At 71.0% G+C, this 25,160-nt stretch carries 23 protein-coding genes; 10 read left to right on the top strand and 13 right to left on the bottom strand.

What is annotated here, in order from left to right:
* Positions 1 to 72: 72 nt before the first annotated feature.
* Positions 73 to 1,188, bottom strand: coding sequence for a Kelch repeat-containing protein (locus E0493_RS12075; protein ID WP_160937206.1), 1,116 nt, complete (start codon positions 1,186 to 1,188; stop codon positions 73 to 75).
* 148 nt (positions 1,189 to 1,336) lie between these two features.
* Here E0493_RS12075 and E0493_RS12070 point away from each other — a divergent pair, with 148 nt between their 5' ends.
* Entirely contained in the window at positions 1,337 to 2,983 is a 1,647-nt protein-coding gene (locus tag E0493_RS12070; protein ID WP_160937205.1) for an alpha-amylase family protein, read from the top strand.
* 177 nt (positions 2,984 to 3,160) lie between these two features.
* On the opposite strand, the gene E0493_RS12065 is transcribed toward E0493_RS12070, so the two are convergent.
* From E0493_RS12065 to E0493_RS12035, 7 genes are all read right to left on the bottom strand, one after another.
* The gene (locus E0493_RS12065) at positions 3,161 to 3,973 is read right to left on the bottom strand and encodes a transglutaminase-like domain-containing protein (RefSeq protein ID WP_160937204.1); all 813 of its coding nucleotides are present in this window, start codon (positions 3,971 to 3,973) and stop codon (positions 3,161 to 3,163) included.
* 150 nt (positions 3,974 to 4,123) lie between these two features.
* A complete protein-coding gene (locus E0493_RS12060; RefSeq protein WP_235913735.1) occupies positions 4,124 to 5,188 on the bottom strand; it encodes a transglutaminase family protein in 1,065 nt (354 codons plus the stop codon).
* A gap of 205 nt (positions 5,189 to 5,393) precedes the next feature.
* A complete protein-coding gene (locus E0493_RS12055) occupies positions 5,394 to 6,320 on the bottom strand; it encodes a BKACE family enzyme (RefSeq protein ID WP_160937203.1) in 927 nt (308 codons plus the stop codon).
* 3 nt (positions 6,321 to 6,323) lie between these two features.
* Positions 6,324 to 7,244, bottom strand: coding sequence for a 3-hydroxyacyl-CoA dehydrogenase (locus E0493_RS12050; RefSeq protein ID WP_160937202.1), 921 nt, complete (start codon positions 7,242 to 7,244; stop codon positions 6,324 to 6,326).
* A gap of 241 nt (positions 7,245 to 7,485) precedes the next feature.
* Positions 7,486 to 9,993, bottom strand: a complete 2,508-nt coding sequence (locus E0493_RS12045) for a branched-chain amino acid ABC transporter ATP-binding protein/permease (protein ID WP_160937201.1) — start codon at positions 9,991 to 9,993, stop codon at positions 7,486 to 7,488.
* 17 nt (positions 9,994 to 10,010) lie between these two features.
* Positions 10,011 to 10,886 (bottom strand): branched-chain amino acid ABC transporter permease, encoded by an 876-nt coding sequence (locus tag E0493_RS12040; protein ID WP_160937200.1) that lies wholly within the window; start codon positions 10,884 to 10,886, stop codon positions 10,011 to 10,013.
* A gap of 90 nt (positions 10,887 to 10,976) precedes the next feature.
* Positions 10,977 to 12,215 (bottom strand): ABC transporter substrate-binding protein, encoded by a 1,239-nt coding sequence (locus tag E0493_RS12035; RefSeq protein ID WP_160937199.1) that lies wholly within the window; start codon positions 12,213 to 12,215, stop codon positions 10,977 to 10,979.
* A 125-nt stretch (positions 12,216 to 12,340) separates the two neighbouring features.
* Between E0493_RS12035 and E0493_RS12030 the strand changes: the two genes are divergently transcribed.
* Entirely contained in the window at positions 12,341 to 13,030 is a 690-nt protein-coding gene (locus E0493_RS12030) for a GntR family transcriptional regulator (protein WP_160937198.1), read from the top strand.
* Between the two features lie 152 nt (positions 13,031 to 13,182).
* The gene (locus E0493_RS12025; protein ID WP_160937197.1) at positions 13,183 to 13,950 is read left to right on the top strand and encodes an SDR family oxidoreductase; all 768 of its coding nucleotides are present in this window, start codon (positions 13,183 to 13,185) and stop codon (positions 13,948 to 13,950) included.
* A gap of 170 nt (positions 13,951 to 14,120) precedes the next feature.
* Here the strand turns inward: E0493_RS12025 and E0493_RS23730 are convergent, their stop codons facing one another.
* Together E0493_RS23730 and bla are read right to left on the bottom strand one after the other, a co-directional pair.
* Positions 14,121 to 16,211 (bottom strand): ATP-binding protein, encoded by a 2,091-nt coding sequence (locus E0493_RS23730; RefSeq protein WP_268894115.1) that lies wholly within the window; start codon positions 16,209 to 16,211, stop codon positions 14,121 to 14,123.
* Positions 16,212 to 16,680: 469 nt separating this feature from the next.
* Positions 16,681 to 17,586: a class A beta-lactamase gene (gene bla, locus E0493_RS12015; RefSeq protein ID WP_160937195.1), complete on the bottom strand. Its 906-nt coding sequence runs from the start codon at positions 17,584 to 17,586 to the stop codon at positions 16,681 to 16,683.
* Positions 17,587 to 17,693: 107 nt separating this feature from the next.
* Between bla and E0493_RS12010 the strand changes: the two genes are divergently transcribed.
* The 6 genes from E0493_RS12010 to purQ all read left to right on the top strand — a co-directional run bounded on the left by E0493_RS12010 (position 17,694) and on the right by purQ (position 21,888).
* The gene (locus tag E0493_RS12010) at positions 17,694 to 18,578 is read left to right on the top strand and encodes a LysR family transcriptional regulator (RefSeq protein WP_160937194.1); all 885 of its coding nucleotides are present in this window, start codon (positions 17,694 to 17,696) and stop codon (positions 18,576 to 18,578) included.
* Positions 18,579 to 18,631: 53 nt separating this feature from the next.
* Complete coding sequence (locus E0493_RS12005) at positions 18,632 to 19,600, top strand: Bug family tripartite tricarboxylate transporter substrate binding protein (protein ID WP_160937193.1); 969 nt, start codon at positions 18,632 to 18,634, stop codon at positions 19,598 to 19,600.
* A 143-nt stretch (positions 19,601 to 19,743) separates the two neighbouring features.
* Entirely contained in the window at positions 19,744 to 20,508 is a 765-nt protein-coding gene (gene purC, locus E0493_RS12000) for a phosphoribosylaminoimidazolesuccinocarboxamide synthase (RefSeq protein WP_160937192.1), read from the top strand.
* A gap of 23 nt (positions 20,509 to 20,531) precedes the next feature.
* Positions 20,532 to 20,774: a phosphoribosylformylglycinamidine synthase subunit PurS gene (gene purS / locus E0493_RS11995; protein WP_160937191.1), complete on the top strand. Its 243-nt coding sequence runs from the start codon at positions 20,532 to 20,534 to the stop codon at positions 20,772 to 20,774.
* Between the two features lie 117 nt (positions 20,775 to 20,891).
* Positions 20,892 to 21,122 carry a hypothetical protein gene (locus tag E0493_RS11990; protein WP_160937190.1) on the top strand — a complete coding sequence of 77 codons (231 nt, stop codon included), beginning with the start codon at positions 20,892 to 20,894 and terminating at the stop codon, positions 21,120 to 21,122.
* 67 nt (positions 21,123 to 21,189) lie between these two features.
* On the top strand, positions 21,190 to 21,888 hold the full coding sequence (gene purQ, locus E0493_RS11985) for a phosphoribosylformylglycinamidine synthase subunit PurQ (RefSeq protein ID WP_160937189.1): 699 nt from the start codon (positions 21,190 to 21,192) through the stop codon (positions 21,886 to 21,888).
* A gap of 79 nt (positions 21,889 to 21,967) precedes the next feature.
* Here the strand turns inward: purQ and E0493_RS11980 are convergent, their stop codons facing one another.
* Together E0493_RS11980 and E0493_RS11975 are read right to left on the bottom strand one after the other, a co-directional pair.
* A complete protein-coding gene (locus E0493_RS11980) occupies positions 21,968 to 22,276 on the bottom strand; it encodes a hypothetical protein (RefSeq protein WP_160937188.1) in 309 nt (102 codons plus the stop codon).
* A gap of 474 nt (positions 22,277 to 22,750) precedes the next feature.
* Positions 22,751 to 23,140, bottom strand: coding sequence for a hypothetical protein (locus E0493_RS11975; RefSeq protein ID WP_160937187.1), 390 nt, complete (start codon positions 23,138 to 23,140; stop codon positions 22,751 to 22,753).
* A 196-nt stretch (positions 23,141 to 23,336) separates the two neighbouring features.
* Here E0493_RS11975 and E0493_RS11970 point away from each other — a divergent pair, with 196 nt between their 5' ends.
* A complete protein-coding gene (locus E0493_RS11970; RefSeq protein ID WP_160937186.1) occupies positions 23,337 to 23,750 on the top strand; it encodes an ester cyclase in 414 nt (137 codons plus the stop codon).
* Between the two features lie 236 nt (positions 23,751 to 23,986).
* Here E0493_RS11970 and E0493_RS11965 read toward each other — a convergent pair whose 3' ends face one another.
* Positions 23,987 to 25,030 (bottom strand): hypothetical protein, encoded by a 1,044-nt coding sequence (locus tag E0493_RS11965; protein ID WP_160937185.1) that lies wholly within the window; start codon positions 25,028 to 25,030, stop codon positions 23,987 to 23,989.
* Positions 25,031 to 25,160 lie beyond the last annotated feature (130 nt).

Genomic DNA, 25,160 nt, shown 5'->3' with positions numbered 1-25,160 from the left:
GAGGAGCATCCTGTCAGAACGCCGCGCCGACCTCCGACGCGCCCGCTGGTTCCGCGGCGGCGATGCCGACCCTCAGCCCAGCGTGAAGGCCTCGTGCACCGCCGACTGCACGGCGCCGCCGAGCACCGCGCCACCGCCCGCCACATGCACCCAGTCGCCGATCGCCACCGCCGCCACCGCGTGGCGCGGCGTCGGCATCGGCGCATGGCTCATCCAGGTGTCGGCTTGTGGATCATAGCTTTCCATCTGCCCATAGACGCGCGCCTCCACCGTCCGCCCGCCCTCGATGATGCCGCCCTCGCCCCCCATGCAGAAGAAGCGGTCGCGATAAGCAACCATGCCGTGCCCCGAGCGCGGCGTCGGCAGCGGCGCCCGCTCCTCCCAGGTGTCGCGCTGCGGCAGGTAAACATGGTGCAGCCCGGTGTTGTACTGGAAGGTGTTGAACCGCCCGCCGGCGACATGGATGCCCCCCTCATGCGTCACGCAGCCGACATGATCGCGCGCGCCGGGCAGCGGCCGCCGCAATGCCCATTTGTCGGCCGCCGGGTCGTAGACCTCGTGCCAGCCGATGCTCGCCCGCTCGCTCGCGGGGTCGGTGGCGCCGCCGATCAGGTGCAGCGCGTCGCCCAGCATCACCGCCGCCGCCGCGCCGCGCGGCCGGGGCAGCGGCGCGATGGCCCGCCAGCGGTCCTCCGCCACGTCATAGGCGAAGGCCTTGTCGTCGCAGGCCCGGTTCTGCTCGACGAAGCCGCCCAGCGCATAAACCACGCCGCGATGCGCCACCACCGCCACATGGTTGGCCCCGCGCGGCAGCGGCGCCGCATCGTACCAGCGGTCCTGCGCGGGGTCATAGACGGTGTGATAGGCGCGGTTGACCCGCCCCTCCCCATAGCCGCCCACCACGTGCATGCGTCCCTCCCAGGCGGCGGCCCAGGCCATCTCGCTGCGCGGGATCGGCATCTCGGCACGGCCTTCCCAGCGCCCCGGCGGCCCCGGCGGCGCCGGGCTCGCGATCACCCGCTGCGCCTCCTGCTGCTGCGTCAGGTGGTGCGGCGCGCCGCCCTGCGGCAGGGAATGGAAGCGATCCGGCGAGGGCGGCAGCGGCCGCAGCCCCGGCTGCTGGGCATGGCTCGCCGCCGGCGCCCCCAGCAGGGCGGCCCCGGCACCAAGCAGATGGCGGCGCCTCATCTCGTCTCCCTCCCGCAACGGACGTGCCGACGCTAGCGCAGCGGGCGGGCCGGAGGGAAACCCTCTTTTCCCGCCTTCTTCTCCCGCTCCGACAACGCTTGCGCCGCTCAGGCGCTATAGCGGTTGCACAGGCAGGGAGCCGCCCCCGATGCTCAATCTCTGGTACAAGAACGCCGTCATCTATTGCCTCGACGTCGAGACCTTCATCGACTCGAACGGCGATGGCGTGGGCGACTTCCGTGGCCTGGCCGACCGCCTCGACCATATCGAGGCGCTCGGCGCCACCTGCCTCTGGCTGCTCCCCTTCCATCCTTCCCCGAACCGCGACAACGGCTACGACATCACCGACTACTACAACGTCGATCCGCGCCTCGGCACGCTGGGCGACATGGTGGAGTTCATGCAGGCGGCCCAGGACCGCGGCCTGCGCGTCATCGTCGATCTCGTGGTCAACCACACCTCGATCGACCATCCCTGGTTCCAGGAAGCGCGGCGGGACCGCAACTCGCCACGCCGCGACTGGTACGTCTGGTCCGACACCAAGCCCAAGGACGCCGACAAGGGCATGGTCTTTCCCGGCGTGCAGGAAAGCACCTGGACCTACGACAAGGTGGCCGGCGCCTGGTACATGCACCGCTTCCTCAAGCACCAGCCCGACCTCAACATCACCAACCCCGCGGTGCGCGAGGAGATCCAGCGCATCATGGGGTTCTGGCTGCAGATGGGCGCCTCCGGCTTCCGCATCGACGCCGTGCCCTTCCTGATCGAGTACCGCGACCAGCAGGCGCCGAAGGGGCGGCGGGACCCGCACCGCTACCTCAACGAGATGCGCGAGTTCCTGTCCTGGCGGCAGGCCGAGGCCATGCTGCTCGCCGAGGCCAACATCCCGGACAAGGAGGTGGACGAGTATTTCGGCGACAACGACCGCCTGCACATGATCTTCAACTTCCTGCTCAACCAGAACACCTTCCTGGCGCTGGCGCGCAAGACCGCCGCTCCGGTCACGGAACGGCTGAAGGCGGCGCCGCCGCTTCCGCCTTCGGCGCAATGGGCCACCTTCCTGCGCAACCATGACGAGGTGGACCTCGGCCGCCTCTCCGACGAGGAACGCCAGGAGGTCTTCGCCGCCTTCGGCCCCGAGCCGGGCATGCAGCTCTACAACCGCGGCATCCGCCGCCGCCTCGCGCCGATGCTCGGCGGCGACCCGCGCCGGCTGGCCATGGCCTACAGCCTGATGTTCTCCCTGCCCGGCACGCCGGTCATCTGGTACGGCGACGAGATCGGCATGGGCGAGGAGCTTTCCCTGCCGGATCGCCAGCCCGTCCGCACGCCGATGCAATGGAGCGACGAGGCCAATGCCGGCTTCTCCGACGCACCGGCCAGGCGGCTGGTGCGCCCCATCGTCACCGGCGGCACCTTCGGGCACAAGCGCGTCAACGTCACGCAGCAGCAGCAGCAACCGGATTCCCTGCTGCAGCACATGCAGCGGCTCACCCGCATCCGCCGCGCCTGCCCGGAGATCGGCTGGGGGCAGTACGAGGTGCTGCCCAGCAAGGAAGAGGGCATCCTGCTGCTGCGCTACGCCTGGCGGAACAACGCCCTGCTGATCGCCCACAACTTCAGCGACCGGGCGCTCTCCACGCCGCTCCGGCTGGGCAAGGACATCTCGCGCGTCGTGCCGCTGCTCAGCAGCGACGGCGACAACCTTGTGGGCACCACGCTCGACCTCGACGCCCCGCTGGAGCTGGAGCCCTACGGCTTCCGCTGGTTCCGCCTCGGTCCGCAGCGTCGCTGACGCGCGGGAGGGGCGGCGAACCGCGCCCCTCCCCTAGTCTCGGAAGCCCATCCGGCCGCCGCCTTCCGGCTCGCGCGCGGGCCTGCCGCCGGGCTCCGCCGCGGCGGACACCCGGCCAGCGCGAGCGATGCCGAAGGCCGCCCGCGGCGGTCGCGGGCGGGGCGCGGCGCGCCGGCCTCAGCCGCCGGCCAGCTCGTCCGTCACCACCTCGAACCGCGCCAGGGTGCTGGCGCCGAAGCTGGTGGAGAGCGCCACATCCGTCGCGTCCCGCCCCGTGGCCATCAGGATGCGGCCGATGCGCGGCGTGTTGTGCCGCGCGTCGAAGGTGTGCCAGCGGCCGCCCAGATAAGCCTCGAACCAGGCGCTGAAATCCATCGGATAGGGCACGGCGGGCACGCCGATGTCGCCGAGGTAGCCGGTGCAGTAGCGCGCCGGGATGTTCATGCAACGGCACAGCGTGATGGCCAGGTGCGCGAAGTCCCGGCACACGCCCACCCGGCAGGTGAAGCCGTCCGAGGCGGAGCGGGTGCGGTCCGCCCGCTGGTAGTCGAAGGTCAGATGGTTGTGCGCGAAGTCGCAGATCGCCTGGACCCGGCCCCAGCCGGGCGGCGTGCCGGCAAACTGCGCCCAGGCGAAGTCGGCCAGCTTGTCCGTGTCGCAGTAGCGGCTGCCCAGGAGGTAGACCAGCACCTCGTCCGGCAGGTCCTGCACCTCGTGCTGCACGGCATCCGGGGCCACGGCGTCGGGCAGGCCGCTGTCCTGGACATCGAACTGCGTGGAGATCGTGGTCACCCCGGGCGGCGCCATGATGCGGGTGCAGATGTTGCCGAAACTGTCCTGGTGGCTGCGCGGCTGCACGGGACGGTCGAAGTGCAGCGCCTCGTCGGTCAGCAGGTCGCGGGTGCGCGAGGGGTGCAGGCTGAGATACAGCAGCATCGGCGTGGGCTGGGGGCAGTCATAGGCGAGGGTAAAGCCTGCGCGGATCTTCATCGCCTCTCTGGATCGCCTTTCTGGGGGCGCCATGGAGCGCCGGCTGGATGTGGGAGCGTTTCTTGTCGCAGCGCAACGCTCCCCCCGGCCGCGTGGTTGCTGCACTGCCGCAATCTTCGGGCAAGGACGATGGAAACGTGAAGAAGGCGCTCAGCCCGCCTTGCCGGCCTCCCGGCGCCGCGAGCCCGGCGGCGCGGCTCCCGGCGATGCCGGGGGAAGCGGCAGGCGCGCCGCCGGACCGCCAGGCGTGGAGGCCGTCTCCGCCGCCGCTTCCGGCAGCGTCTCCGGCAGCATCTCCGGCAGCGTCTCCGGCAGCGTCTCCGTCACTGGGCCGGGCGCGCCGCCCTCGGTGGTGACGTTGACCTGAACCCGCATGCCGAGGCCATCCTCCGCCGCGCCGTGATAGCTGCCGTGGAGCGGCACCGCCTGCTCCGGCGTGCGCGCGACGGCCACCCGGATCAGGTCGCGGTTGCCGACGATGCCGTTGGTCGGGTCGAACTCCACCCAGCCGGCACCGGGCAGGTAAACCTGGCACCAGGCATGGGTCGAGCCGCCGCCGAGCGTGGTGGAGCCGTCGCGGTCCGGCACATAGACATAGCCGGTGACGAAGCGGGCGGCGAAGCCCAGGTGGCGCACCGCCTCCATCATCAGCAGCGCGAAGTCGCGGCAGGTGCCGCGCCGCAGCTGCAGCGTCTGCAGCGGCGACTGGGTGCCGGGCTCGGTGCGGCGGCCATAGGAGAAGCTCTCGCGGATGGCGTAGCACAGCGTCATCAGCAGGTGGCCGGTCTCGGTCGGGCGGCCGGGGCGGACGAACCGCCGCGCCCAGCGCGCCACCTCGCCCGCCGCGTCCGGATGGTGCGGCGCCATGGTGCGCATCAGGTCCGGCAGGTCCTCGGGGTCGTAGGCGAAGGGGTAGGTCAGGGCTGCGGCGTCGGTGCTGAGCGCCGGCCCATGCTGCGGCGTGTGCTCCAGCCGGATGCGGGTGTCGAAGGTCAGCGTCTCGGCCGGCCGGTCGAAGCGCAGCAGCACCACGCAGTTGCCGAACACGTCGTGGACCCAGCGCTGCTCGGCGGGCCGCGGCTCCACCGCCAGCGTCGCCTCCAGCAGGCGCTGGTCGTGGCTGTCGCGCGGGCGGAACATCAGCCGGTGCTCGCCGAACCGCACCGGGCGGGCGTAGCGGTACTCGGTGAGGTGGCGGACGTTGAACAGCGTCATGCGCGGAGACGCGCCATGGCGGCGGCGGCGGGCAACAGGCAGGCTGGGCGCATCGGCGGCGGCTCCGGCTCGTCCGGCCCGGCGGGGGCGCATCGGACAGGCCGCCGGGACATCCCCGCAATGCCGCACCGTGGCGGCGTTGGCAAGCGGGGCGATCCGGGCGGGGCGATCCGGGCGGGGCCGCCCGGCCCCGCCCGCCCGCGCCTCAGAAGCCGACCTTGTCGCCGCCCTTCAGCGACAGCATCTCGCGCGCCTCGTCCGGAGTGGCAACCTCCAGTCCCAGCCCCTCGATCACCTGCCGCGCCAGCCGCACCTGCTCGGCATTGGATTCCGCGAGCTTCCCCGGCCCCGCCCAGAGGCTGTCCTCCAGCCCGACGCGCACATTGCCGCCCATCGCCGCCGCCATCGCCGCGATGGGGAGCTGGTTGCGCCCGGCGCCGAGCACGGACCAGCGATAGTCGTCGCCGAACAGCCGGTCGGCGGTGCGCTTCATGTGCAGCACGTCCTCGGGATGCGCGCCGATGCCGCCCTGCAGGCCGAACACCGTCTGCACGAAAAGCGGGCCCTTCACGATGCCCTGGTCGAAGAAATACTTCAGGTTGTAGAGGTGCGCCGTGTCGTAGCACTCGAACTCGAAGCGCGTGCCGTTCTCCGCGCAGGTCGTCAGGATGTACTCGATGTCGGCGAAGCTGTTGCGGAAGATGATGCCCTTGTCGGAGAGGTAGTCCTTCTCCCACTGGTGCTTGAAGTCCTTGAACCGGTTCAGCATGCCGAACAGGCCGAAGTTCATGCTGCCCATGTTGAGGCTGGCCACTTCCGGCTTGTGCGTCGCCGCCGGCCGCACCCGCTCCTCGATGGTCATGGTGGGCGCGCCGCCGGTGGTGATGTTCACCACCGCGTCGCAGCGCTGCTTGATCACCTGTAGGAAGGGCGCGAAGCCCTCCGGCGTCTGGTCCGGCCGTCCGTCCTCCGGGTTGCGCGCGTGCAGGTGCACGATGGCCGCCCCCGCCTCCGCCGCGCCGATCGCCGCCTCGGCGATCTGCTGCGCCGTCACCGGCAGGTGCGGCGACATGCTCGGCGTGTGGATCGCGCCCGTCACGGCGCAGGTGATGATGACCTTCCGCTTGGCCATGGTTCAGTCCTCCGCTTGGGAATTCTTGTGCGCCCGCAGCGCCGCCAGGCGCCGGTCGCGCCAGCGCATCCGCGCCGCCGGGTCGCCCGCCGCCGGCCATTGGTCCAGGATGCGCTGCGTCGCCGGCTCCTCATAGACCTCCGGCTTCGCCGGGTCGGCCGCCAGCCGCTTGTAGAAGCCGGTGTAGCGCGCGCAGTAGTCGGGAATGCCCCCGGGCGCGTTCAGCTCGATGGTGGCGAAGGGCCCCATGAAGGACCAGCGCAGCCCCAGCCCGTCCTTCACCGTGGCGTCGAGGTCCTGCGGCGTGACGTAGCCTTCCGAGACCAGCCGGAAGGCCTCCGCCAGCAGCGCGCCCTGCAACCGGTTCAGCACGAAGCCCTCGATCTCCTTCCGCACCGTCACCGGCACCTGCCCGATGCCGGCATAGATCTCGCGCGCGCGCTCCATCACCTCGGGCGCCGTCCAGGGCGCGCCCGAAAGCTCCACCAGCGGGATCAGGTGCGGCGGGTTGACGGGATGCGCCACCAGGCAGCGCGCCCGCCCCTTCAGCTTCTCCGTGAAGGTCGAGGTGCGGATGGCCGAGGAGGAGGAGGCCAGGATCGCCTCCGCCGGCGCCAGCGTGTCGAGCGCGTTGAACAGCGCGATCTTCACCTCCAGCCGCTCCGGCCCGTTCTCCTGCACCAGCTCCGCGCCTTCCGCCGCCTCCGCCAGCGACCCCGCCGCCCGGATGCGCCCCGCGGCGGCGTCCGGATCGTCGCACAGCCCCTGCGCGCAGAGGTCGCGCAGCCCCTCGGCGCAAAGCCCCACCGCCGCCCGCGCAACGCCCTCGCCGGTGTCGTGCAGCGCGACGTCCCAGCCGGCGCGCGCGAAGATCATGCCCCAGGCGCGGCCGATCAGCCCGGCGCCGACAATGCCCACCTTCATGCCCTTGTCCCCCGTTTGCCCGCTCCGGGGAGGGCGCCGCCCTCCCCGGCCCCCTCCCGCCGGGGTGACAGTGTCACCCCGGACCCCTCCATCAAAGGCCTTGGCGACGCCGCGCGCCGGAGGTCATCGACCTCCTGCGAACCCGGCCGCAGCCCGCGTTGCCCAGACTGCCAGAAACCAGACTGCCAAAAAAAAGAAGGGGGCCTGGGGGAATTCATTCCCCCAGCCTTCTCTTCCCTCCTCACAGCCACAGCACCTTCCGCCGCAGCTCCAGGTCCTCGCGCAAGGCGCGGCTTTCCCCCGTCCAGGCCACCGCGCCGCGTTCCAGCGCCACCGTGCTGTCGGAGAGCGCCAGCGCCAAGTCGAGGTTGTGATCCACGATGATGATCGAGATCTCCCGCCGCAGCTTGTCGAAGGCCTCGAACAGTTCCTCCGTCACCGCGGGCGAGAGCCCCTCGAAGGGCTCGTCCAGCAGCAGCAGGCGGGTGTCGCCCGAGAGCGCGCGGGCGACGGCCACCATCTGCTGCTCGCCGCCGGAGAGCGCGTCGGCCGGCGTCTTCCAGCGCTGCTTCAGGCGCGGGAAGAACTCCAGCACCTTCTCCTCGTCCCAGTGCTGCCCGGCGCCGGTCAGCCGCTTGAGCCGTCCCAGCGCCAGGTTCTCCGCCACGCTCATGCCGGCGAAGAGCCCGCGCCCCTGCGGCGCGAAGCCGACGCCACGGCGCGCGATCTGGTCGGCGCTGAGCCCCGCCACCTCATCCCCGGCGAGCTGCATTGAGCCGCTGGCCGGGCGCGTGATGCCCATGATGGACTTCAGGAGCGTGGACTTGCCCGCGCCGTTGCGCCCGAGCAGCGCGGTGATCTCGCCCTGCCGCACCTGCATGGTCACGCCCTGCAGGATATGGCTCTTGCCATAGAAGGTGTTGATCCCCTCCAGCTTCAGCAGCGGCGTCTCCACCACCGCCGAGGCGCGCGGCTTGGCGGCGATCGCGCTGGCGCCGGAGCCCAGATAGACCTCCTGCACGCGCGGATCGGTGCGCGCGTCCTCCACGGTGCCGTCCACCAGCACCTCGCCGTCGTTCATCACCGTCACCCGGTCGGCGAGGGCGAAGACGCGGTCGATGTCATGCTCGACCAGCAGCACGGGGATGTCGGCCGAGACACGCTTGATCAGCTCGCCGACGCGCGTCCGCTCGGCGGTGGCGAGCCCGGCCAGCGGCTCGTCGAGCAGCAGCACGCGCGGCCTCGTGGCGACGGCCACCGCCATGTCCACCAGCCGCTGCCCGCCGTAGGAGAGCGCCCCCGCCTCCGCCCGCTCGATGCCGGCGAGCCCCATCCAGCGCAGCAGCGCGTCGGTGTCATCGGCCATGTCGGGGTAGCTGTGGGCGCTGCGCCAGATGCCGAAGCGCGCCGGGTGCCGCGCCTGGATCGCCAGCCGCAGGTTCTCGGCGATGGAAAGGTCGGGAAAGAGGTTGGTGATCTGGAAGGAGCGCCCGATGCCGGCCTGGGTGATGTCCTCCGGTGCCAGCCCCGTCGCCTCCTTGCCATCCAGCATGACGCGGCCCTGGTCGGGCGGGAACATGCCGGAGAGCAGGTTGAAGGCGCTGGTCTTGCCGGCGCCGTTCGGCCCGATCAGCGCGTGCAGCGTGCGGTCGCCGACGGCGAAGCTCACGCCCTGCACGGCATGGATGCGCCCGAACCGCTTGCGCAGCCCTTCCGCCGCCAGCACCGGCCCGCTGGCCGTGCCCGGGCGGACGAAGCGCGGCGGCACCGGCTCCGGCCTCTCGGTGCGGCGGGCGGCCATGGCGGCGCCCTCCACATGCTTCTTCTGGAACGGCGCCAGCAACCGCCGCCCGACGCCCACCAGCCCGTCCGGCGAGAAGACGATGAAGCCGACGAAGAGCAGGCCGAAGAACAGCAGCCAGTTCGGCGTGTAGATCGAGAGGAACTCGCGGAACAGGATGTAGAACAGCGCGCCCAGCGCCGGCCCGAGGAAGCTGCGCATGCCGCCGATCACCACCATCGCCAGCAGCTCGCCCGAGAAGGCGATGGCGATCGGCTCCGCCGAGGCGAAGCGGTGGTTGTAGGCCGAGAGCACGCCGGCCAGCCCCGTCACGCTCGCCGAGAGCACGAAGGCCAGCAGCTTGTAGCGGTCGGTGCTGTAGCCGATGAAGCGCGCCCGCTGCTCGTTCTCGCGGATCGCCACCAGCACCGTGCCCGCCGGCGCGTGGTGGAAGCGCCACAGCAGGAAGACCACGCCGAGCGCCACCGCGGCGGTCAGGATGTAATAGGGCAGCATGTCCTGCAGGACGGCGTAGCGGGTGATGCCGCCGAAGCCGTTCTCGCCGCCGGTCAGCGACGTCCAGCGGAAGGCGATGGTGTAGAGCATCGCCGTCAGCGCCAGCGTCAGCAGCGAGAAATAGACGCCGCGCCGGCGCAGGATCAGCGCGCCCGCGACGGCGGCCAGCGCCGCCACCACCAGCACCGCGCCGACCGCCGGCAGGATCATGTCGCCGGGAAAGAGGTAGCGCTGGATGATGCCGACGGCATAGGCGCCGATGCCGAACCAGGCGCCATGCCCGAAGGAGACCAGGCCGGTATGCCCGACCAGGATGTTCAGCCCCATCACCGCGATGGCGTAGATCACCACGTCGGTCGCCGAGATCAGCGTCAGCCCGAAGAGCGGCAGCACGAAGGGCAGCAGGATGACCGCCGCCAGGGCGACGAGCAGGGAACGGATGTCGCTTCGCATACCATGTCCCCCTGGGGTCACTCGAACTTGGCGATGCGCTCGCCGAACAGGCCGCGCGGGCGCAGCAGCAGGACGAGCAGCATGAGGAGATAGACCGAGGCCTCGGTGGCCGGCGGGAAGTAGAAGGCGGCGATGCCGCGCACCACGCCGACGATGATGGCCGCCACCACCACGCCCCAGAAGGAGCCGAGGCCGCCGATGACGACGACGACGAAGGCGAAGGTCAGGATCTCGGCGCCCATGGCGGGGTGCACGCCGGTGATCGGCGCCAGCATCACCCCCGCCAGCGCGGCGAGCCCGACCGCGATCGCCACCACCGCCGACATGTAGGGCGCGAGCGAGATGCCGAGGGCGCCCACCATGTCCGGGTTCTGCACGCCGGCACGCACCACGCGGCCGAAATAGGTCCGCTGCAGCAGCAGCCACAGCCCGAGCACGCAAAGCGCCGCGACGCCCAGGATCATCAGCCGGTACTGCGAGAGCAGGAAGTCGCCGATGAAGACCTGCCCGCGCAGCGCGGTCGGGATCGAGAAGGGCACCGGCGCCGCGCCGTAGATCATGCGCAGCGCCTGCTCCGCCACCATGGCGAGGCCGAAGGTCAGCAGCAGCGAGAGGATCGGGTCGGCGCGGTAGAAGCGGCGCAGCAGGAAGCGCTCGATCACCATGCCGAGCAGCCCCACCAGCACCGGCGCCGCCACGAAGGCGCCGCCGAAGCCGATCGAGGGGGCCAGCGTGACAGCCAGGTAGGCGCCGATGGCATAGAAGGCGCCGTGCGCCAGGTTGACGATGCCGCCCAGGCTGAAGATCAGCGAAAGCCCGAGCGCGATCAGCAGGTAGTAGGCGCCGATCAGCAGGCCGTTCAGGACCTGCTCGAACAGAAAGACGAGTTCCAAGGCATGGCCTCCCGGACGAGGGCTCCTGCGGCACGGGGGCGCGCGCGCCAGCGGCGTGGCGCGCGCGCCCGGTTCGGCGTCAGGCCGGGCTCAGCTCGGGAAGGTGCAGGCCGCCTCTTCCGGCGTGGAGGCGATGGCCTCCAGGCTCTCGTCCGGGCCGGGGATCGGCCCGGAGGAGGTGAAGATGTCGTAGGGGTCGGTCTGCTTCTCCGGCGGCAGCGCGGTGATGGCGTACATCGGCGTCATCAGCTGATGGTCGCGCGCCCGGAAATAGCTCTCGCGCCCCTTCAGCACGTCGAACTTGGCGCCCTTCTCCAGGTGCGCCACCACCTGCATCGGATCAGTGCTCTTCATGTCGTTCATCGACTTGGCGATGATCTTCACCGCGTTGTAGTCGCCCCAGGCCTGGTTCTCCGGCGGCTTGCCGAAGCGCTTGCGGAACTCGGCGGTGAACTTCTTGGCCTCGGGGTTGTCGATCAGGTGGTGCCACATGGTCGGCCATGTGCCCAGGAAGTTGCCCTTGCCCGCGCCCCAGGCCAGGGCCGTGTCGAAGCCGAACCCCGCCACCGGGAAGCGCAGCCCGTATTCGGAATACTGCTTCAGGAAGTTGGTGATCTGCGCGCCCGCCAGGTTCACCACCACCACATCCGGCCGCGCCTGCCGCAGCTTCAGCAGGAAGGGCGAGAAGTCGGTCAGGTCGGTGGGCACCAGGTCCTCGTTGGCGATGCTGCCGCCGTTCTGGTCGATGAAGCGCTTCGCCACCTTCAGCAGGTCATGCCCGAAGGCGTAGTCCGCCGTCAGCGCATAGGCCTTCTTGCCCTTGATCAGCCCCTTCTCCACCAGCGCGCGCCCGACGGCCTTCACGTACATCGAGTTCTGGCCCTCGACGTGAAACATCGTCTTGCGGCAGTCGCTGCCGCGCAGCGCGTCGGAATTGGCGCCGGTGTTGATGAACAGCGCCCGCTCGCGCTGCACCACCTGGCCGATCGCCAGCGCCGAGGCCGAGTTGATCTCGCCGACGATGCAGGAAACCTTGTCGCGCTGGATGTAGCGTTCCGCCTTGGCGCTCGCGGTCTGCGGATTGACGCTGTCCTCGTAGAGCATCTCCAGCTTGCGGCCGTTGATGCCGCCTGCGGCGTTCACCTCCTCCGCCGCGAGCTGCGCGGCCTGCACGGCGAACTCGCCGAGCGGCCCGAGGAAGCCGGTGCGCGGCGTCAGGTGGCCGATGCGCACGACGTCGGACTGCGCGTGGGAAATCGCCGGGGCGGCCAGCACCGCGGCGGCGCCCAGCAGCGCGCCGCGCCGCGTGATGCGGGGAAGCTCGGTCATCTCGTTGTCCTCTCCTCGATCGGCGGGGCCTGTGTTCGGCCCCTTGGCCGTGATCCGATCCCTTGTCGTGATCTGTGATCACAGGCAGACTTGCCGAACCGCACCGGATTGTCCAGAGGGAATGCGTGAACCACGCCCTCACCACCCTGCCGCTGCTGGAGCGCCGCACGCTGACGGATGCCGCCTATGCGCACCTGTCCGACCTGCTGGTGTCCGGCCGCGTCGCCCCCGGCGAGAAGCTTTCCCTGCGCGACGTCTCGGAGGCGCTCGGCGTCTCCGTCATGCCCGTGCGCGAGGCGGTCAGCCGGCTGATCGCGGACCGCGCGCTGGAAGTGGCCCCCAACCGCGCCGTGCGCGTGCCGGTCATGACGTGCAGCCAGTTCCGCGAGCTTTCCATTGTCCGCGCCGAGGTGGAGGGCTGGGCCGCCGCGCTGGCCGCCACCCGCCGCGGCGCCGCGGAGCTTGAGGGCATCATCGCCGCCGAGGCCGCCCTGCACCGCGGCGATGCCGGCGCGGATGCCGCGGAGGCCGTGCGGCTGAACCGCGACTTCCACTTCGCCATCTACGCCGCCGCCGGCCTGCCGACCCTCACCGCGATGATCGCGGGCCTGTGGCTGAAGGCGGGGCCGGTGATCAACCTCGACCTGCGCCACTCGCGCGACCGCCTTTCGGCCGGCCACATGCTGCGCTGCCATGCCGCCGCGCTGGCCGCCATCCGCGCCGGCGATGCCGCGGCCGCGCGCGCCGCCATCGCCGAGGACATCACCCGCGCCGCCGACTTCATCATCGAGCGCGGCGGCCTGCCACGGGGGTGAAAGGCGGGGGGCAGGAATTCCCCCGGACCCCCATCGCTTTGCTTCGCGTTCCCCGCGTGGGAGTTCCGCGCGGCGCCAGATTGGCAAAAGAAAGCAGGGGGGGGGGGGACTTCATTCCTCCGGCCTTCCCTGAGGGAAGGAAACGGACAGTCATGGATCTCGAACTGAACGGCACCCGCGTTCTCGTCACCGCCGGCGCGGCGGGCATCGGCCGCGCCATCGTCGAGGCCTTCGCCGCCGAGGGCGCCAAGGTCTTCACCTGCGACGTGGACGCGGCGGGCCTCGCCACCCTCCCCGCCGGCGTCGGTCACCGCCGCACGGACGTGGCCGACCGCGCCGAGGTCGCCGCGCTGTTCGATGCCGCCCTGGCCGGGCTCGGCGGCCTGGACGTGCTGGTGAACAATGCCGGCATCGCCGGCCCCACCGGCAGGCTCGACGAGATCAACCCGGAGGACTGGGACCGCTGCCTCTCGGTCTGCCTGACGAGCCAGTTCAACTGCGCGCGGCTGGCCATCCCGCATCTGCGCAAGAGCGCCAACCCCAGCATCGTCAACCTGTCCTCGGCGGCCGGCAAGTTCGGCTTCGCGCTGCGCGCGCCCTACGCGGCGGCGAAATGGGGCGTCATCGGCCTCACCAAGTCGCTGGCGATCGAGCTTGGCGCGGACGGCATCCGCGTCAACGCCATCCTGCCCGGCCTGGTCGCCGGGGACCGCCAGCGCCGCGTGCTGGAGGCCAAGGCGCAGCAGCGCGGCGTCGGCTTCGCGGAGATGGAGCGGCTCGCCTTCTCCTTCACCTCCATCAAGGAATACGTCACGCCGCAGCAGCTGGCGGACCAGATCCTGTTCCTCGCCTCGCCGCGCGGCCGCACCATCTCCGGCCAGGCCATCAGCGTGGACGGCGACACCCGCATGCTCTCCTGAGCACCCGGCCGCCCGCCGCCGCGCCGGCTCAGGCGGCGGCGGCAGGTCCCTGGATCCGCGCCGGCTCAGGCGGCGGCGAAGACCGTGGATCCGCGCCGGCTCAGGCGGCGGCGAAGACCGTGGATCCGCGCCGGCTCAGGCGGCGGCGAAGACCGTGGATCCGCGCCGGCTCAGGCGGCGGCGGCAAGGCCCTGGATCCGCGCCGCCAGCGCCGTCATCGTGAACGGCTTGGCGAGCACGTTCAGCTCCGGCTGCGGGCGGCCATCCTCCCCCACCGCGGTCTCGGCATAGCCGGTGATGAAGAGCACCCGCAGCGCCGGCCGCAGGCGCCGGGCGGCCGCCGCCAGCTGTCGCCCGTCGAGGCCGCCGGGCAGGCCGATATCGGTCACCAGCAGGTCCACCCGCGCGCCGGCGCGCAGCACCTCCAGCCCGGCCTCCGCATCGGCCGCCTCCAGCGCCACATAGCCGAGGTCCTGCAGCACCTCGGCCACCACCATCCGCACCGCCGCCTCGTCGTCCACCACCAGCACCGTCTCGCCACCCGGCGCCCGCGGCATCGCCCCGCGCTCCGGCCGCGGAGCCTCGCCCTCCGCCTGCCCGTGGTAGCTGGGCAGGCAAAGGCTGACCCGGGTGCCCTCGCCCGGCCGGGACTGGATCCGCGCCTGCCCGCCGGACTGCCGGGCGAAGCCGTAGATCATGGAGAGCCCGAGGCCGGTGCCCTCCCCCGCGGGCTTGGTGGTGAAGAAGGGGTCGAAGGCACGGGTCGCCACATCCGGCGCCATGCCGGTGCCGGTGTCGGCAACCCAGACCAGCACGTAGTCGCCGGGCGGCAGGCTCCAGGTCCGCGCCTCCCGCGCATCGATCTCCTGGTTGGCCGTGCCGATGGTCAGCCGTCCGCCGGACGGCATCGCGTCGCGCGCGTTGATGCAGAGGTTGAGGATGGCGTTCTCCAGCAGGTGCGGGTCGCAGAGTGCGGGCCGGAGCCCGGCCGCCAGCGCGGTTTCCAGCGCGATGCCCGGCCCGCTGGTGCGCGCGATCAGCTCCACCATCCCCTGCACCAGGCGGTTGGCGTCGGTCGGGCGGGGGTCGAGGGCCTGCCGCCGGGAAAAGGCGAGCAGCCGGTGGGTCAGCACCGCCGCCCGCCGCGCCGCCTCCTCCGCGGTGCCGAGGTAGCGCTCCAGCCCGTCGGTCCGCCCCTGCGCCATCCGCCCGCGCAGCAGTTCCAGCCCGCCGATGATCCCGGTCAGCAGGTTGTTGAAGTCATGCGCCAGCCCGGCGGTGAGCTGCCCCACCGCCTCCATCTTCTGGGCCTGCACCAGCGCCTCCTGCACCTGCGCCAGCTCGGCGCCGCGCGCGGCGACCCGCTGCTCCAGCAGCGCGTTCATCCGCCGCTGCGCCCGGCTGCGTCCGCCGACCACCTGCGCGCTGCGCAGCGTGAGCGCGGCGAGGCTCAGGCTCAGGATCGCCACCAGCGCGGCGGTGGCCATCTCCGGCGCCAGCCAGCCGGCCTGCACGGCGCGCAACTGCAGCCAGCCGAGGCCGGCCGGCGCCAGCAGCACCACCGGCAGCAGGCGGCGAAGGACGGCGCCGCCCCCGCCCGCCACCGCCAGCGCCCCGAACTGCCAGGGCCGCGACAGCAGCGTGCCGAGGGCGAGCGCGGCCAAGGCCAGTGCGGTGCTCAGCGCCATGCGGGAGAAGGGGCCGTCCTGCCGCACGGCCGTCAGGTGATAGGCGTAGCCAAGCAGGCCGACCAGCGCGATCAGCAGCCCGGCCAGCGCGGCGAGCCGGGAGGCGTGGCACAGCCATGGCCGCCGGGCATTCTGCAGAAGGAGGCCGAGCGCGATGGCCAGGATGCCCGCCGCAGTGGCGCCGGCCATGCCGGCATCCGGCGGCAGCGGCCCGAACAGCAGGTCCTGCGCCAGCGCGTCCAGCCGCCAGGGCGAGGGCAGCACGCCTTCCAGCAAGCCGCCCAACCCGACCATTCCGGCCAAGGCGGCGAAGCTCCGGCTGGCGCGCGGGCGCGCCATGCCCGGAAGGCCAAGCCAAAGGGCAAGCCCCAGCAGCAGGATGCCGATCGCCGTCAGGGCGACCATGGGCGGCTGCGCCGGCGCCAGGCCCGACCGCAGGGGCCCGTGCAGGCTCCATCCGGCCAGCACCAGGAGACCCAGCGCAACGGTGCTTCCCGCCACGATCCGGGAGAAGCGCCGGCCGCCGCGGCGCGCCTGCGTCCCGGCGGACCGGAGCGCGCGAAGGCGGATCATGCCCCGTCCTGCACCCGGTCGCGCAGGCCTCTCCCGGTCCGTCTGCGCCACCGCAGGATCTGCCTTGGAAGCCGCTGCTGCGAAGGCGCCTGCTTCAGTGGGGAGGCCGTTGTCACTCGGGTGCGGGTTGCCATGCTGCCGGGAAAAAACGCCGGCAGCGGCCAGGGTTGCGCTTGGCATTCGTGGAAATGTCGCGCGGCCGGAACGGGAAGCCCCCGCACGCCCCGCCGGCCGGATGCCCCGGAAGGCCCGCGCCTCCGGCTGACCGGCTTCCGCGAGGCCGGGCGCAGGGAGTTCGGACCCTCCGCCGCCGCTCCGCATGGCCCTCATGGCGCAGGTCCCCCAGCGGCGGCGCGGGAAGGCACCGCCGGCTTCCCGTCCCGGCCATGGCACCGGGCGTCCGGGGCATGCCTGCGGCACCGCCCCGCGCCCCTGTCAGCCCGGCGCCCCTTTCAGCCCGATACCCTTGTCAGCCCGGCGCCCGCGGGACCTGGCCCGCCACCGCGGCGGCCACCGCCGCGCCGACCTCCGCCAGCACCGCGTCCCGCGCCGCGCCATCCGCCGGGCTGCCGGTCAGGTAGGCGGCGACCAGCACGGGCGGCGCACCGCCCGGCGGGCAGAGCAGCCCCGCGTCGTTGCGCGTGCCGTTGGCGCCGGAGCCGGTCTTGTCCTCCACCACCCAGCCCTGCGGCAGCCGGGCGCGCAGGGTGGCGTTCCCGGTCCGGCAGCCGCGCAGCCAGGCCCGGAGCTGCGCCCGCGCGGCGCCGGAAAGCGCCTCGCCCAGCGTCAGCGCCCGGATGTCCGCCAGCATGGCGGCGGGCGTGGTGGTGTCGCGCGGGTCGCCCGGGCGCGCCTCGTTCAGCTCGGTTTCCCGCCGGTCCAGCCGGCTCACGCCGTCGCCCAGCCCGCGCAGCCAGCGCGTCAGCCCCGCCGGGCCGCCCAGGCTGTCCAGCATCAGGTTGCCGGCGCCGTTGTCGCTGAGGGTGATCGCCGCCTCGCACAGTTCCGCCATCGTCATGCCCTCGCTCCCGGCGTGCTTCTCGGTCACCGGGGAATAGGTCACCAGCTCCTCCTTGCCGTAGCGGACGCGCCGGTCCAGCCGCTCCTGCCCGGCATCCGCCCGCGCCAGCACGGCGCCCGCCGCCAGCAGCTTGAAGGTGCTGCACATCGGGAAGCGCTCGTCCTGCCGGTGCCCGGCCTGCCGCCCGCTGCCGGTGTCGAGCACCGCGACGCCCAGCCGCCCGCCATGCGCCGCCTCGATCCGCGCGAAGGTCCTCGCCAGTTCCGCGAAGCCCTCGGCCGCGCCGGCGCGCATCGCCCGGCCGCCCAGCGCCACCGCCGCGGCCCCGCCCATCCATCCCCGCCTGCCGATCATGCCCTGCCTCCGTTCCGTTGCTGGCCGGCGGAACCTGCGCGGTGGACGGCGCCGGGACAAACGATCATCCTTCGCAAGAGTCCCCAGAAAAACTAATGCTGCGCGGCATGAGCCTCAGCCATCTCCCGCTCAACGCCCTGCGCGCCTTCGAGGCGGCGGCCCGCCAGCTCAGCTTCACCCGCGCCGGGCTGGAGCTGCGCGTCACCCAGGCGGCGGTCAGCCACCAGGTGAAGGCGCTTGAGGAAATCTTGGGCGTGCCGCTGTTCCGCCGCCTGCCGCGCGGCCTCGCCCTGACCGAGGAGGGCGAGGCCCTGCTGCCGGTGCTGACCGAGGCCTTCCGCCAGATCGCCGGCACGCTGGAGCGCTTCGAGGGCGGCCGCCTGCGCGAGGTGCTGACGCTCGGCGCGGTCGGCACCTTCGTCACCGGCTGGCTGCTGCCGCGCCTGCCCGCCTTCCGCGCCGCGCATCCCTTCGTGGACCTGCGCCTGATGACCAACAACAACCGCGTGGACCTCGCCGGCGAGGGGCTGGACGCGGCCATCCGCTTCGGCGACGGCGCCTGGCACGGCACCGAGGCGACGCGCCTCCTGGCCGCGCCGCTTTCCCCGCTCTGCGCCCCCGCCCTGGCCGGGCGCCTGCGCCAGCCGGCCGACCTGCTGCGCGAAACGCTGCTGCGCACCTACCGGCTCGACGAATGGGAGCGCTGGTTCGCCGCCGTGGACCTGCCCGCCCCCGCCATCCGCGGCTTCGTCTTCGATTCCTCGCTCACCATGGCCGAGGCGGCGGCGCAGGGCACCGGCGTCGCGCTGCTGCCGGCGCGGATGTTCGAGCACGACCTGCGCCAGGGCCGCCTGGTCCGCCCCTTCGCCGCCGAGGTCACGCTGGGCGCCTACTGGCTCACCCGCCTGAAGTCCCGCCGGGAGACCGCCGCCCTGGCCGCCTTCCGCGCCTGGCTGCTGGCCGGGGCCGGGGCCGCCGCGCCCACGGCTTGACACCGCCCCGCGCCGGCGCAACGAAACGGCAAACCGCAGGAAACGCCCCGCCCATGCTTCGCCGCCCGCTGCTCGCCTCCGCCCTCGCCGCCCCCCTGGCCCTGCCCTGGCTCGGCCGCGCCGCCCGCGCGGACAATGCCCCGCTGCGCATCATCGTTCCCGCCCCGCCCGGCGGCCCGACCGACATGCTGGCCCGCGTGCTCGGCGAGAAGGCGCAAACCGCGCTCGACCGTGCCGTGGTGGTGGACAACCGCGCCGGCGGCGGCGGCGTCATCGGCACCGAGGCCGCCGCCCTCGCCGCGCCGGACGGCAACACGCTGGTGCTCGGCCACAACCAGACCCATGCCAGCAACCAGGCGCTGATGCCCCGCCTGCCCTACGACGTGGTGAAAAGCTTCACCCCCGTCGCCAAGCTGGCCACCGTGCACCATGCCCTGGTGGTGCCCGCCAACTCCCCCTCCAGGACCCTGCGCGACCTGATCGAGCGCGGCCGGCGCGAGCACCTGAACTACGCCTCCTCGCAGGCCGGCTCCGCCAGCCACGTCATCTCCGAGACGCTGGTGCGGCGCGAGAAGCTGGACGCCACCCACATCCCCTATCGCGGCGCCGCCCCGGCGGCGACCGACACGGTGGCGGGGGTGGTGGACTTCTACACCGCCACCTTCCCCTCGGTGGCCAGCCTGATCCGCGACGGCCGCCTGCGCGCCCTGGAGGTCGGCGCCCCCGCCCGCCTCTCCGACTTCCCGGACATCCCCACCGCCGCCGAGGCCGGCGCCCCCTATCTCGCGGTGGACGCCTGGTTCGGCCTCTTCGCCCCCGCCGGCACCGCGCCCGAGGCGGTGGAGCGCATCGCCAAGGCCATGCTGGCCGGGCTGAACGACCCCAGCGTGGAGGAGCGCCTGACCGCCGCCGGCTTCACCGCCGACCCCATGCTGCCCGGCCCCTTCGCCGCCTTCCAGCAGCAGGAGGTGGGCCGCTGGGCCGAGATGGTCCGCCTCACCGGCGTGCAGATCGAGGGCTGAGGCCCTCGGCTTCCTCCCGCCGCCCGGGCCTCGCGCATGCGTAGAATGCGGGCCTCGGGCGGTGGCGCCTCCCGTTCCGCTTTGCTATAGCGCCCCCGGCACCGCCGGCCCCCGCTTTCGGCGGCGAGAGGGATTCGTGAACCATGGCGCGACGCCGGCAGCTCTATGAAGGTAAGGCAAAGGTCCTGTTCGAGGGACCGGAGCCCGGCACCCTGGTTCAGTACTTCAAGGATGACGCCACCGCCGGCAACGGCGCCAAGAAGGGCGTCATCACCGGCAAGGGCGTGCTCAACAACCGCATCAGCGAATACCTGATGACGCGGCTGAACGAGATCGGCATCCCGACCCACTTCATCCGCCGCCTCAACATGCGCGAGCAGCTGATCCGCGAGGTCGAGATCGTCCCGCTCGAGGTGGTGGTCCGCAACGTCGCCGCCGGCTCCCTCGCCACCCGCCTGGGCCTCAAGGAAGGCACCCGCCTGCCGCGCTCGATCATCGAGTACTACTACAAGAACGACGCCCTGCAGGACCCGATGGTCTCCGAGGAGCACATCACCTGCTTCGGCTGGGCCTCCACCCAGGACCTGGACGACATCGTCTCCCTCACGCTGCGGGTGAACGACTTCCTCTCCGGCCTGTTCCTCGGCGTCGGCATCATCCTCGTGGACTTCAAGCTGGAATTCGGCCGCCTCTACGAGAACGACGAGATGCGCATCGTCCTCGCCGACGAGATCTCGCCCGACAACTGCCGCCTCTGGGACGCCCATACCGGCGAGAAGATGGACAAGGACCGCTTCCGCCGCGACCTCGGCAAGGTCGAGGAAGGCTACCAGGAAGTGGCCCGCCGCCTCGGCATCCTGCCCGAGGCCGGCGCGCGCGACATGAAGGGCCCGGAGGCCATGCAGTGATGTCCCCCTCCGCGGAGCCGAAAATGACCAAGGCGATCGTGACCGTCATGCCCAAGGCCGGCGTGCTGGACCCCCAGGGCAAGGCCATCGGCCATGCCCTCGGCACCCTCGGCTTCGGGGGCGTCGGCGAGGTCCGCACCGGCAAGATCATCGAGCTGGAGCTGGCCGAGACCGACCCCGCCAAGGCCCGCGCCCTGGCCGAGGAGATGGCCCGCAAGCTGCTCGCCAACACCGTCATCGAGAGCTTCCGCGTCGAGCTGGCCTGACCGCCCGCCTCGCGCGGCCCGCCGCTCAGAGGTTCGCCACTCAGAGTTTCGCCACTTAGAGTTTCGCCACTTAGAGTTTCGCCATTCAGGGGTTCGCCACCCAGGGAGCCACGCCGCATGATCAAGCTCTCGCTCCTCATCATGCTGCTGCTCACCGTGGTGATCGGCATGGGCCTCCGCTGGCGGCAGGACCGCCTGCCCCAGGTCGCCGCCGCGCGCCGCCGCCAGGGCCTCGTCGCCCGCGGCAAGGCCCGCATCGACCTCTGGGTCACCGCCGCCGCCATCGCCACCGTCAGCACCATCCTGGTCATCGGTGGCCTGCACTGGCTCCGCGTCTGGTTCGAATGAACCGCCCCGCATCCCTCCACCCCGTCGCCCACCGCACGCCCCCCTGCCCGCCGAGGACGCACCAGCCATGAACGCCGTCATCCTCCTCTTCCCCGGCACCAACCGCGAGCGCGACATGGCCATCGCGCTGGAAAAGGCGACCGGCCGCAAGCCCGCCATCCTCTTCCACCAGGAAACCGCCCTCCCCCCCGGCACCGACCTCGTCGTGCTCCCCGGCGGCTTCTCCCACGGCGACTACCTCCGCTGCGGCGCCATGGCCGCCCGCTCGCCCATCATGCCCGCGGTGCAGGACTTCGCCGCCCGCGGCGGCCACATCCTGGGCGTCTGCAACGGCTTCCAGATCCTGGCCGAGGCCGGCCTCCTCCCCGGCGCCCTGCTGCGCAACGCCTCGCTGCGCTTCCTTTCCATGGACTGCCACCTGCGCGTCGAGCGCACCGACACCCCCTTCACCAGCCGCTGGCAGCAGGGCGAGGTGTTCCGCGCCCCCATGGCCCATGGCGACGGCAACTACTTCGCCGATGACGCCACGCTGGAGCGCCTGGAAAAGGACGGCCGCGTCGCCTTCCGCTACGTCACCCCCGGGGGCGAGGTCACCGAGGCCGCCAACCGCAACGGCGCCCGCAACAACATCGCCGGCATCGTCTCGGAGAACCGCCGCATCCTCGGCATGATGCCCCACCCGGAGGACTTGGTGGACCCGCTGATGGGCGGCACCGATGGCCTGCCCCTCTTCGAGAGCATCGCGGACACTTTCGCCGCCGCCTGAACGCGCCGGAGGGGCGGCGCGCACCGCGCCCCACCTCTTCCGCATTCCCGGCCCGCCGGTGCCCGCATGGCGGGCGGCCTCACCGGAGCGCCGGGCACTCCATCCGCACCAGCGCGAAGCCGTAGTCACCCTTTTCCGGCTCCCCCAAGCCGGAATGGATGAACCGGGCATTCTTTGAATAGACCGGCCGGCAACTCGCCGGACCACCGCTCCTGTCGCCCACGTCCCGTGCCGTGTCCGCCTTGCCCTGGGGCATGTCCCCCAGCGCCCAGGGCGGCGTCTCGGGCCAGATGGCTGGCTTGACCGACGACTGCCCCCACGCCATCCCGGCCACGACCAGCGAGCCGGCGAGCAAGGCAAGCGGGGCTTCCGCGCGATGGAACCTCATGGTGAACCCTCCTGCGCGGGACACAACGCCGGCGGGGCATTCCTTCAGCGAGGGCGCGCTCCGTCGGCGGCCGCGCGGCCGTTATTGGCGCACGATCGCTCCCGCGGTGCCACCCGATGCGGCCAGCTCACGCTACACGTCCACGGGCGCGGCCCGGCGGCGCGGCCCGGCGGCGCGCCCCGCAGAGGGCTCCGAAAGGGGGCTCCGAAAGGGGGCTCCGAAAGGGGGCTCCGAAAGGGGGCTCCGAAAGGGGCTCCGAAGGGGGCTCCGAAAGGGGCTCCGAAGGGGGCTCCGAAAGGGGCTTCGAAGGGGGCTCCGCCCCACGCTCCCGCCGGTCAGGACCCGGCGGCGGGTGGAACGCAGGCAACTGCCCGGGGGGGGGGAACCCTTCCGGCCGGGCAGGGCATGCCCCCCCGCCCCTGCGGCGGCGCGTCGGAACAGGGGCGCGGCCCGGAGCCACCGCGAGGCGCGCCCTCAGAAGCCCGCCTCGTCCTCCAGCTCCACCGGCGCGTCCGCCACCTCGTAGGCGGCGATCACATGCGCCAGGTTCACCGTGGCCCGCGCCCGCCCCGTGGGCGCCACCAGCACCCCGCCCGGCGCCGCGAACCCTTCGGCCTCCTGCTGCATGTCCACGTCCAGCAGCACCAGCCCATGAGGGGAAAGATGCACCGCATCGACGCGCCGGATCAGCATCACCTGCCCCGTCGAAAGCAGCAGCGCGAACCGCCACTCGTCCGCCATCATCCGCCCGGCGAACCACGCGGGCATCACCTCGCCCAGACGAAGGTCGTCCGGGCTGTCCAGGGTTGTCCAGCTCTCGTCCATAAGCAACTTTAGCGCGGGGTTCACCGGGGGTTCAATCACGCAGGCAGCCGTTCCGCCGACCCCGCTTGGCTGTATCTCCTGCGCAACACACGCCTCTCCGCGCCACCGCCCGCCCCTTGCCCACACGATTTCGCGAGGGACATGCCTTGCTCCACCCGACGGGCGCCGCCCGGCGCATATTCATACCGGAGCCAGAACATTTAGCCTCAGCCCTGCCCGCCGGAGGAGCCGCCCCATGCACGCCGAGACCGAGACGGCCCGCGCCTTCTTCACCGCCTGCGAGACCGGCCAGGGCTGGGAGGCCTGCCGCCCCCACTGCACGCCCGACGCCACCTTCGCCGCCCAGTCGGACGCGCTGGCCGAGGTCCGCACCCTGGAGCAGTACACGGAATGGATGCGCGGCATCCTGGCGGTCCTGACCGACGGCACCTACGACCTGCATTTCTTCGCCGCCGACCCCGAGCGCAACGCCGTCTGCGCCTACGCCACCTTCATCGGCACACACCTGGCCAGCGGCCCCTGCCCGCCGACCGGCCGCACCACCCGGACGGACTACGTCTACGTCATGCGGTTCCAGGACGGGCGGATTGCGCATATGACCAAGATCTGGAACTCGGGGTGGGCGCTGAAGGAACTGGGATGGGGGTGAGGGGGCGGGCGCTTTGCTAGTGGGCTGCCATCACTTCCCCGCCGGGAGCAGAACCTGAACTTTCGGTCGTCCATTATCTTCCACCCAGCGAACTGCGCGACCACCGCCTCGCCAGACAGAAATCGTCCGGGCTATCCAATTTGCGCCTTATAAAAGCTGACGCAGGAAGCCGACAGGAATTGGATGGTTGAGAAAGCCACTTTCTGCCTGAGACATCACCTCACGCGCTGGAATATTTAGTCTAGCTTCTCGAATTTTGGTTTTGCAGTAATAATTCTTGGAGCCATTTCCCTAACATGCAGCCAATCAGGCGCGTTAACACCGACCAGCTGGCTATTAACTGCGACCAGCTTCTGCTGAGCGGCCTCGTTGAGAGCTCCTTCAATCTCTAGAACAGTGGCATCTGGGTACTTCTGAAGCTGAAGCTGAACTTTTTCAGCCTTTGCACTAGGTTTTGTGTAGTAAGGTGGGGGCTGTTGTTTTCCCAGATAGCAAATAGCTCGACCTACCGCCATATAAGCATCATTGAAGAGTCCCATGAACCCATTGGGATCCGCCAAACTCACAACCCACAACTTATGGCTGTTGCTATATCGAATACCAGAAAGATTTCCTGAAGAGGACTCCGGAACAATTCCAATTCTGAGACCGCGCCCACCCTCAAGTTGGGCAAAATTCGACTTTACCGTTGCAGCCAAGTACCGTGGATTTCCTGCTCCAGAAAGAAAAAGATCTGTCTTCCAGATTGCTTTAATTCTATCCGGCAGAGTTTTCTCTGCCTCTTTACCCTGCGCTGCTGTCTGGACCCACGGACCAAAGCGGAACGGCCTACCGCTGCCTTCAGGGAGGAGGTAGGCATCAGTACCAGCTTCATCCACAACCGCGTCAAGAAATCCTAGATATCTAGCTCTTTCCTGCCCGAACATGAGCGAGCTAGGTTCAGCATCTCGAAGAAATTGTGAAGATTTTGAGAGGGCAATTGAGAGAGGCTCCATGACCCTTGGCTCTTTCCCAAGCACTGCCTCATGAACAGCCCACTCGAAGCCGTCACCTCGCATTCCAAGATCGCGATCAATGCGGGCAACCTTAGCTAATTGCCTCATCCTTACTTCACGTAAGGGAGTATTGAGGTCGGTAAGATCTTCGTGGGAAAGCGCATCCAGATGAGCTCGAAGGACTGACCGAGCTACAGCGTAAAGTGCGCGGCCATATTCCTCGATCGGCGCATTCTGCTCCAGAAAGGTGACCTTCGGTTTGCCACGCGGAACTGTGCCGCTCATTTTTGCCCTCAAAGCGTCAACGCTCTCACCCGCGTGATAACATCATTTAGCCAAGCTCGCCTACCGAGTTGAAGATCACCGCAGGGTATAAAATAGGAAAACTTGCCTAATCCCTCCAACCCTGCTACAC

Origin of the sequence: Teichococcus coralli, from assembly GCF_009829925.1 — a bacterium.
In the GTDB taxonomy this organism is placed as follows: Bacteria; Pseudomonadota; Alphaproteobacteria; order Acetobacterales; family Acetobacteraceae; genus Pseudoroseomonas; species Pseudoroseomonas coralli.
The sequence above is the reverse complement of the archived record's forward strand: the minus strand, read 5'-3'. Positions and strand labels throughout refer to the sequence as shown.

Excerpts from the sequence above, each read along its gene's own strand:
- E0493_RS12010 (WP_160937194.1), top strand. The coding sequence starts at position 17,694 with ATGAGCCTCAGCCATCTCCCGCTCAACGCCCTGCGCGCCTTCGAGGCG.
- E0493_RS12035 (WP_160937199.1), bottom strand. The coding sequence starts at position 12,215 with ATGACCGAGCTTCCCCGCATCACGCGGCGCGGCGCGCTGCTGGGCGCC.
- E0493_RS11965 (WP_160937185.1), bottom strand. The coding sequence starts at position 25,030 with ATGAGCGGCACAGTTCCGCGTGGCAAACCGAAGGTCACCTTTCTGGAG.
- E0493_RS12045 (WP_160937201.1), bottom strand. The coding sequence starts at position 9,993 with ATGCGAAGCGACATCCGTTCCCTGCTCGTCGCCCTGGCGGCGGTCATC.
- purC (WP_160937192.1), top strand. The coding sequence starts at position 19,744 with ATGGCGCGACGCCGGCAGCTCTATGAAGGTAAGGCAAAGGTCCTGTTC.
- E0493_RS12075 (WP_160937206.1), bottom strand. The coding sequence starts at position 1,188 with ATGAGGCGCCGCCATCTGCTTGGTGCCGGGGCCGCCCTGCTGGGGGCG.
- purQ (WP_160937189.1), top strand. The coding sequence starts at position 21,190 with ATGAACGCCGTCATCCTCCTCTTCCCCGGCACCAACCGCGAGCGCGAC.
- E0493_RS11980 (WP_160937188.1), bottom strand. The coding sequence starts at position 22,276 with ATGAGGTTCCATCGCGCGGAAGCCCCGCTTGCCTTGCTCGCCGGCTCG.
- E0493_RS12050 (WP_160937202.1), bottom strand. The coding sequence starts at position 7,244 with ATGAAGGTGGGCATTGTCGGCGCCGGGCTGATCGGCCGCGCCTGGGGC.
- bla (WP_160937195.1), bottom strand. The coding sequence starts at position 17,586 with ATGATCGGCAGGCGGGGATGGATGGGCGGGGCCGCGGCGGTGGCGCTG.
- E0493_RS12025 (WP_160937197.1), top strand. The coding sequence starts at position 13,183 with ATGGATCTCGAACTGAACGGCACCCGCGTTCTCGTCACCGCCGGCGCG.
- E0493_RS23730 (WP_268894115.1), bottom strand. The coding sequence starts at position 16,211 with ATGATCCGCCTTCGCGCGCTCCGGTCCGCCGGGACGCAGGCGCGCCGC.
- E0493_RS12070 (WP_160937205.1), top strand. The coding sequence starts at position 1,337 with ATGCTCAATCTCTGGTACAAGAACGCCGTCATCTATTGCCTCGACGTC.
- E0493_RS12055 (WP_160937203.1), bottom strand. The coding sequence starts at position 6,320 with ATGGCCAAGCGGAAGGTCATCATCACCTGCGCCGTGACGGGCGCGATC.
- E0493_RS12005 (WP_160937193.1), top strand. The coding sequence starts at position 18,632 with ATGCTTCGCCGCCCGCTGCTCGCCTCCGCCCTCGCCGCCCCCCTGGCC.
- E0493_RS12065 (WP_160937204.1), bottom strand. The coding sequence starts at position 3,973 with ATGAAGATCCGCGCAGGCTTTACCCTCGCCTATGACTGCCCCCAGCCC.
- E0493_RS11970 (WP_160937186.1), top strand. The coding sequence starts at position 23,337 with ATGCACGCCGAGACCGAGACGGCCCGCGCCTTCTTCACCGCCTGCGAG.
- E0493_RS12060 (WP_235913735.1), bottom strand. The coding sequence starts at position 5,188 with ATGACGCTGTTCAACGTCCGCCACCTCACCGAGTACCGCTACGCCCGC.
- E0493_RS11990 (WP_160937190.1), top strand. The coding sequence starts at position 20,892 with ATGATCAAGCTCTCGCTCCTCATCATGCTGCTGCTCACCGTGGTGATC.
- purS (WP_160937191.1), top strand. The coding sequence starts at position 20,532 with ATGACCAAGGCGATCGTGACCGTCATGCCCAAGGCCGGCGTGCTGGAC.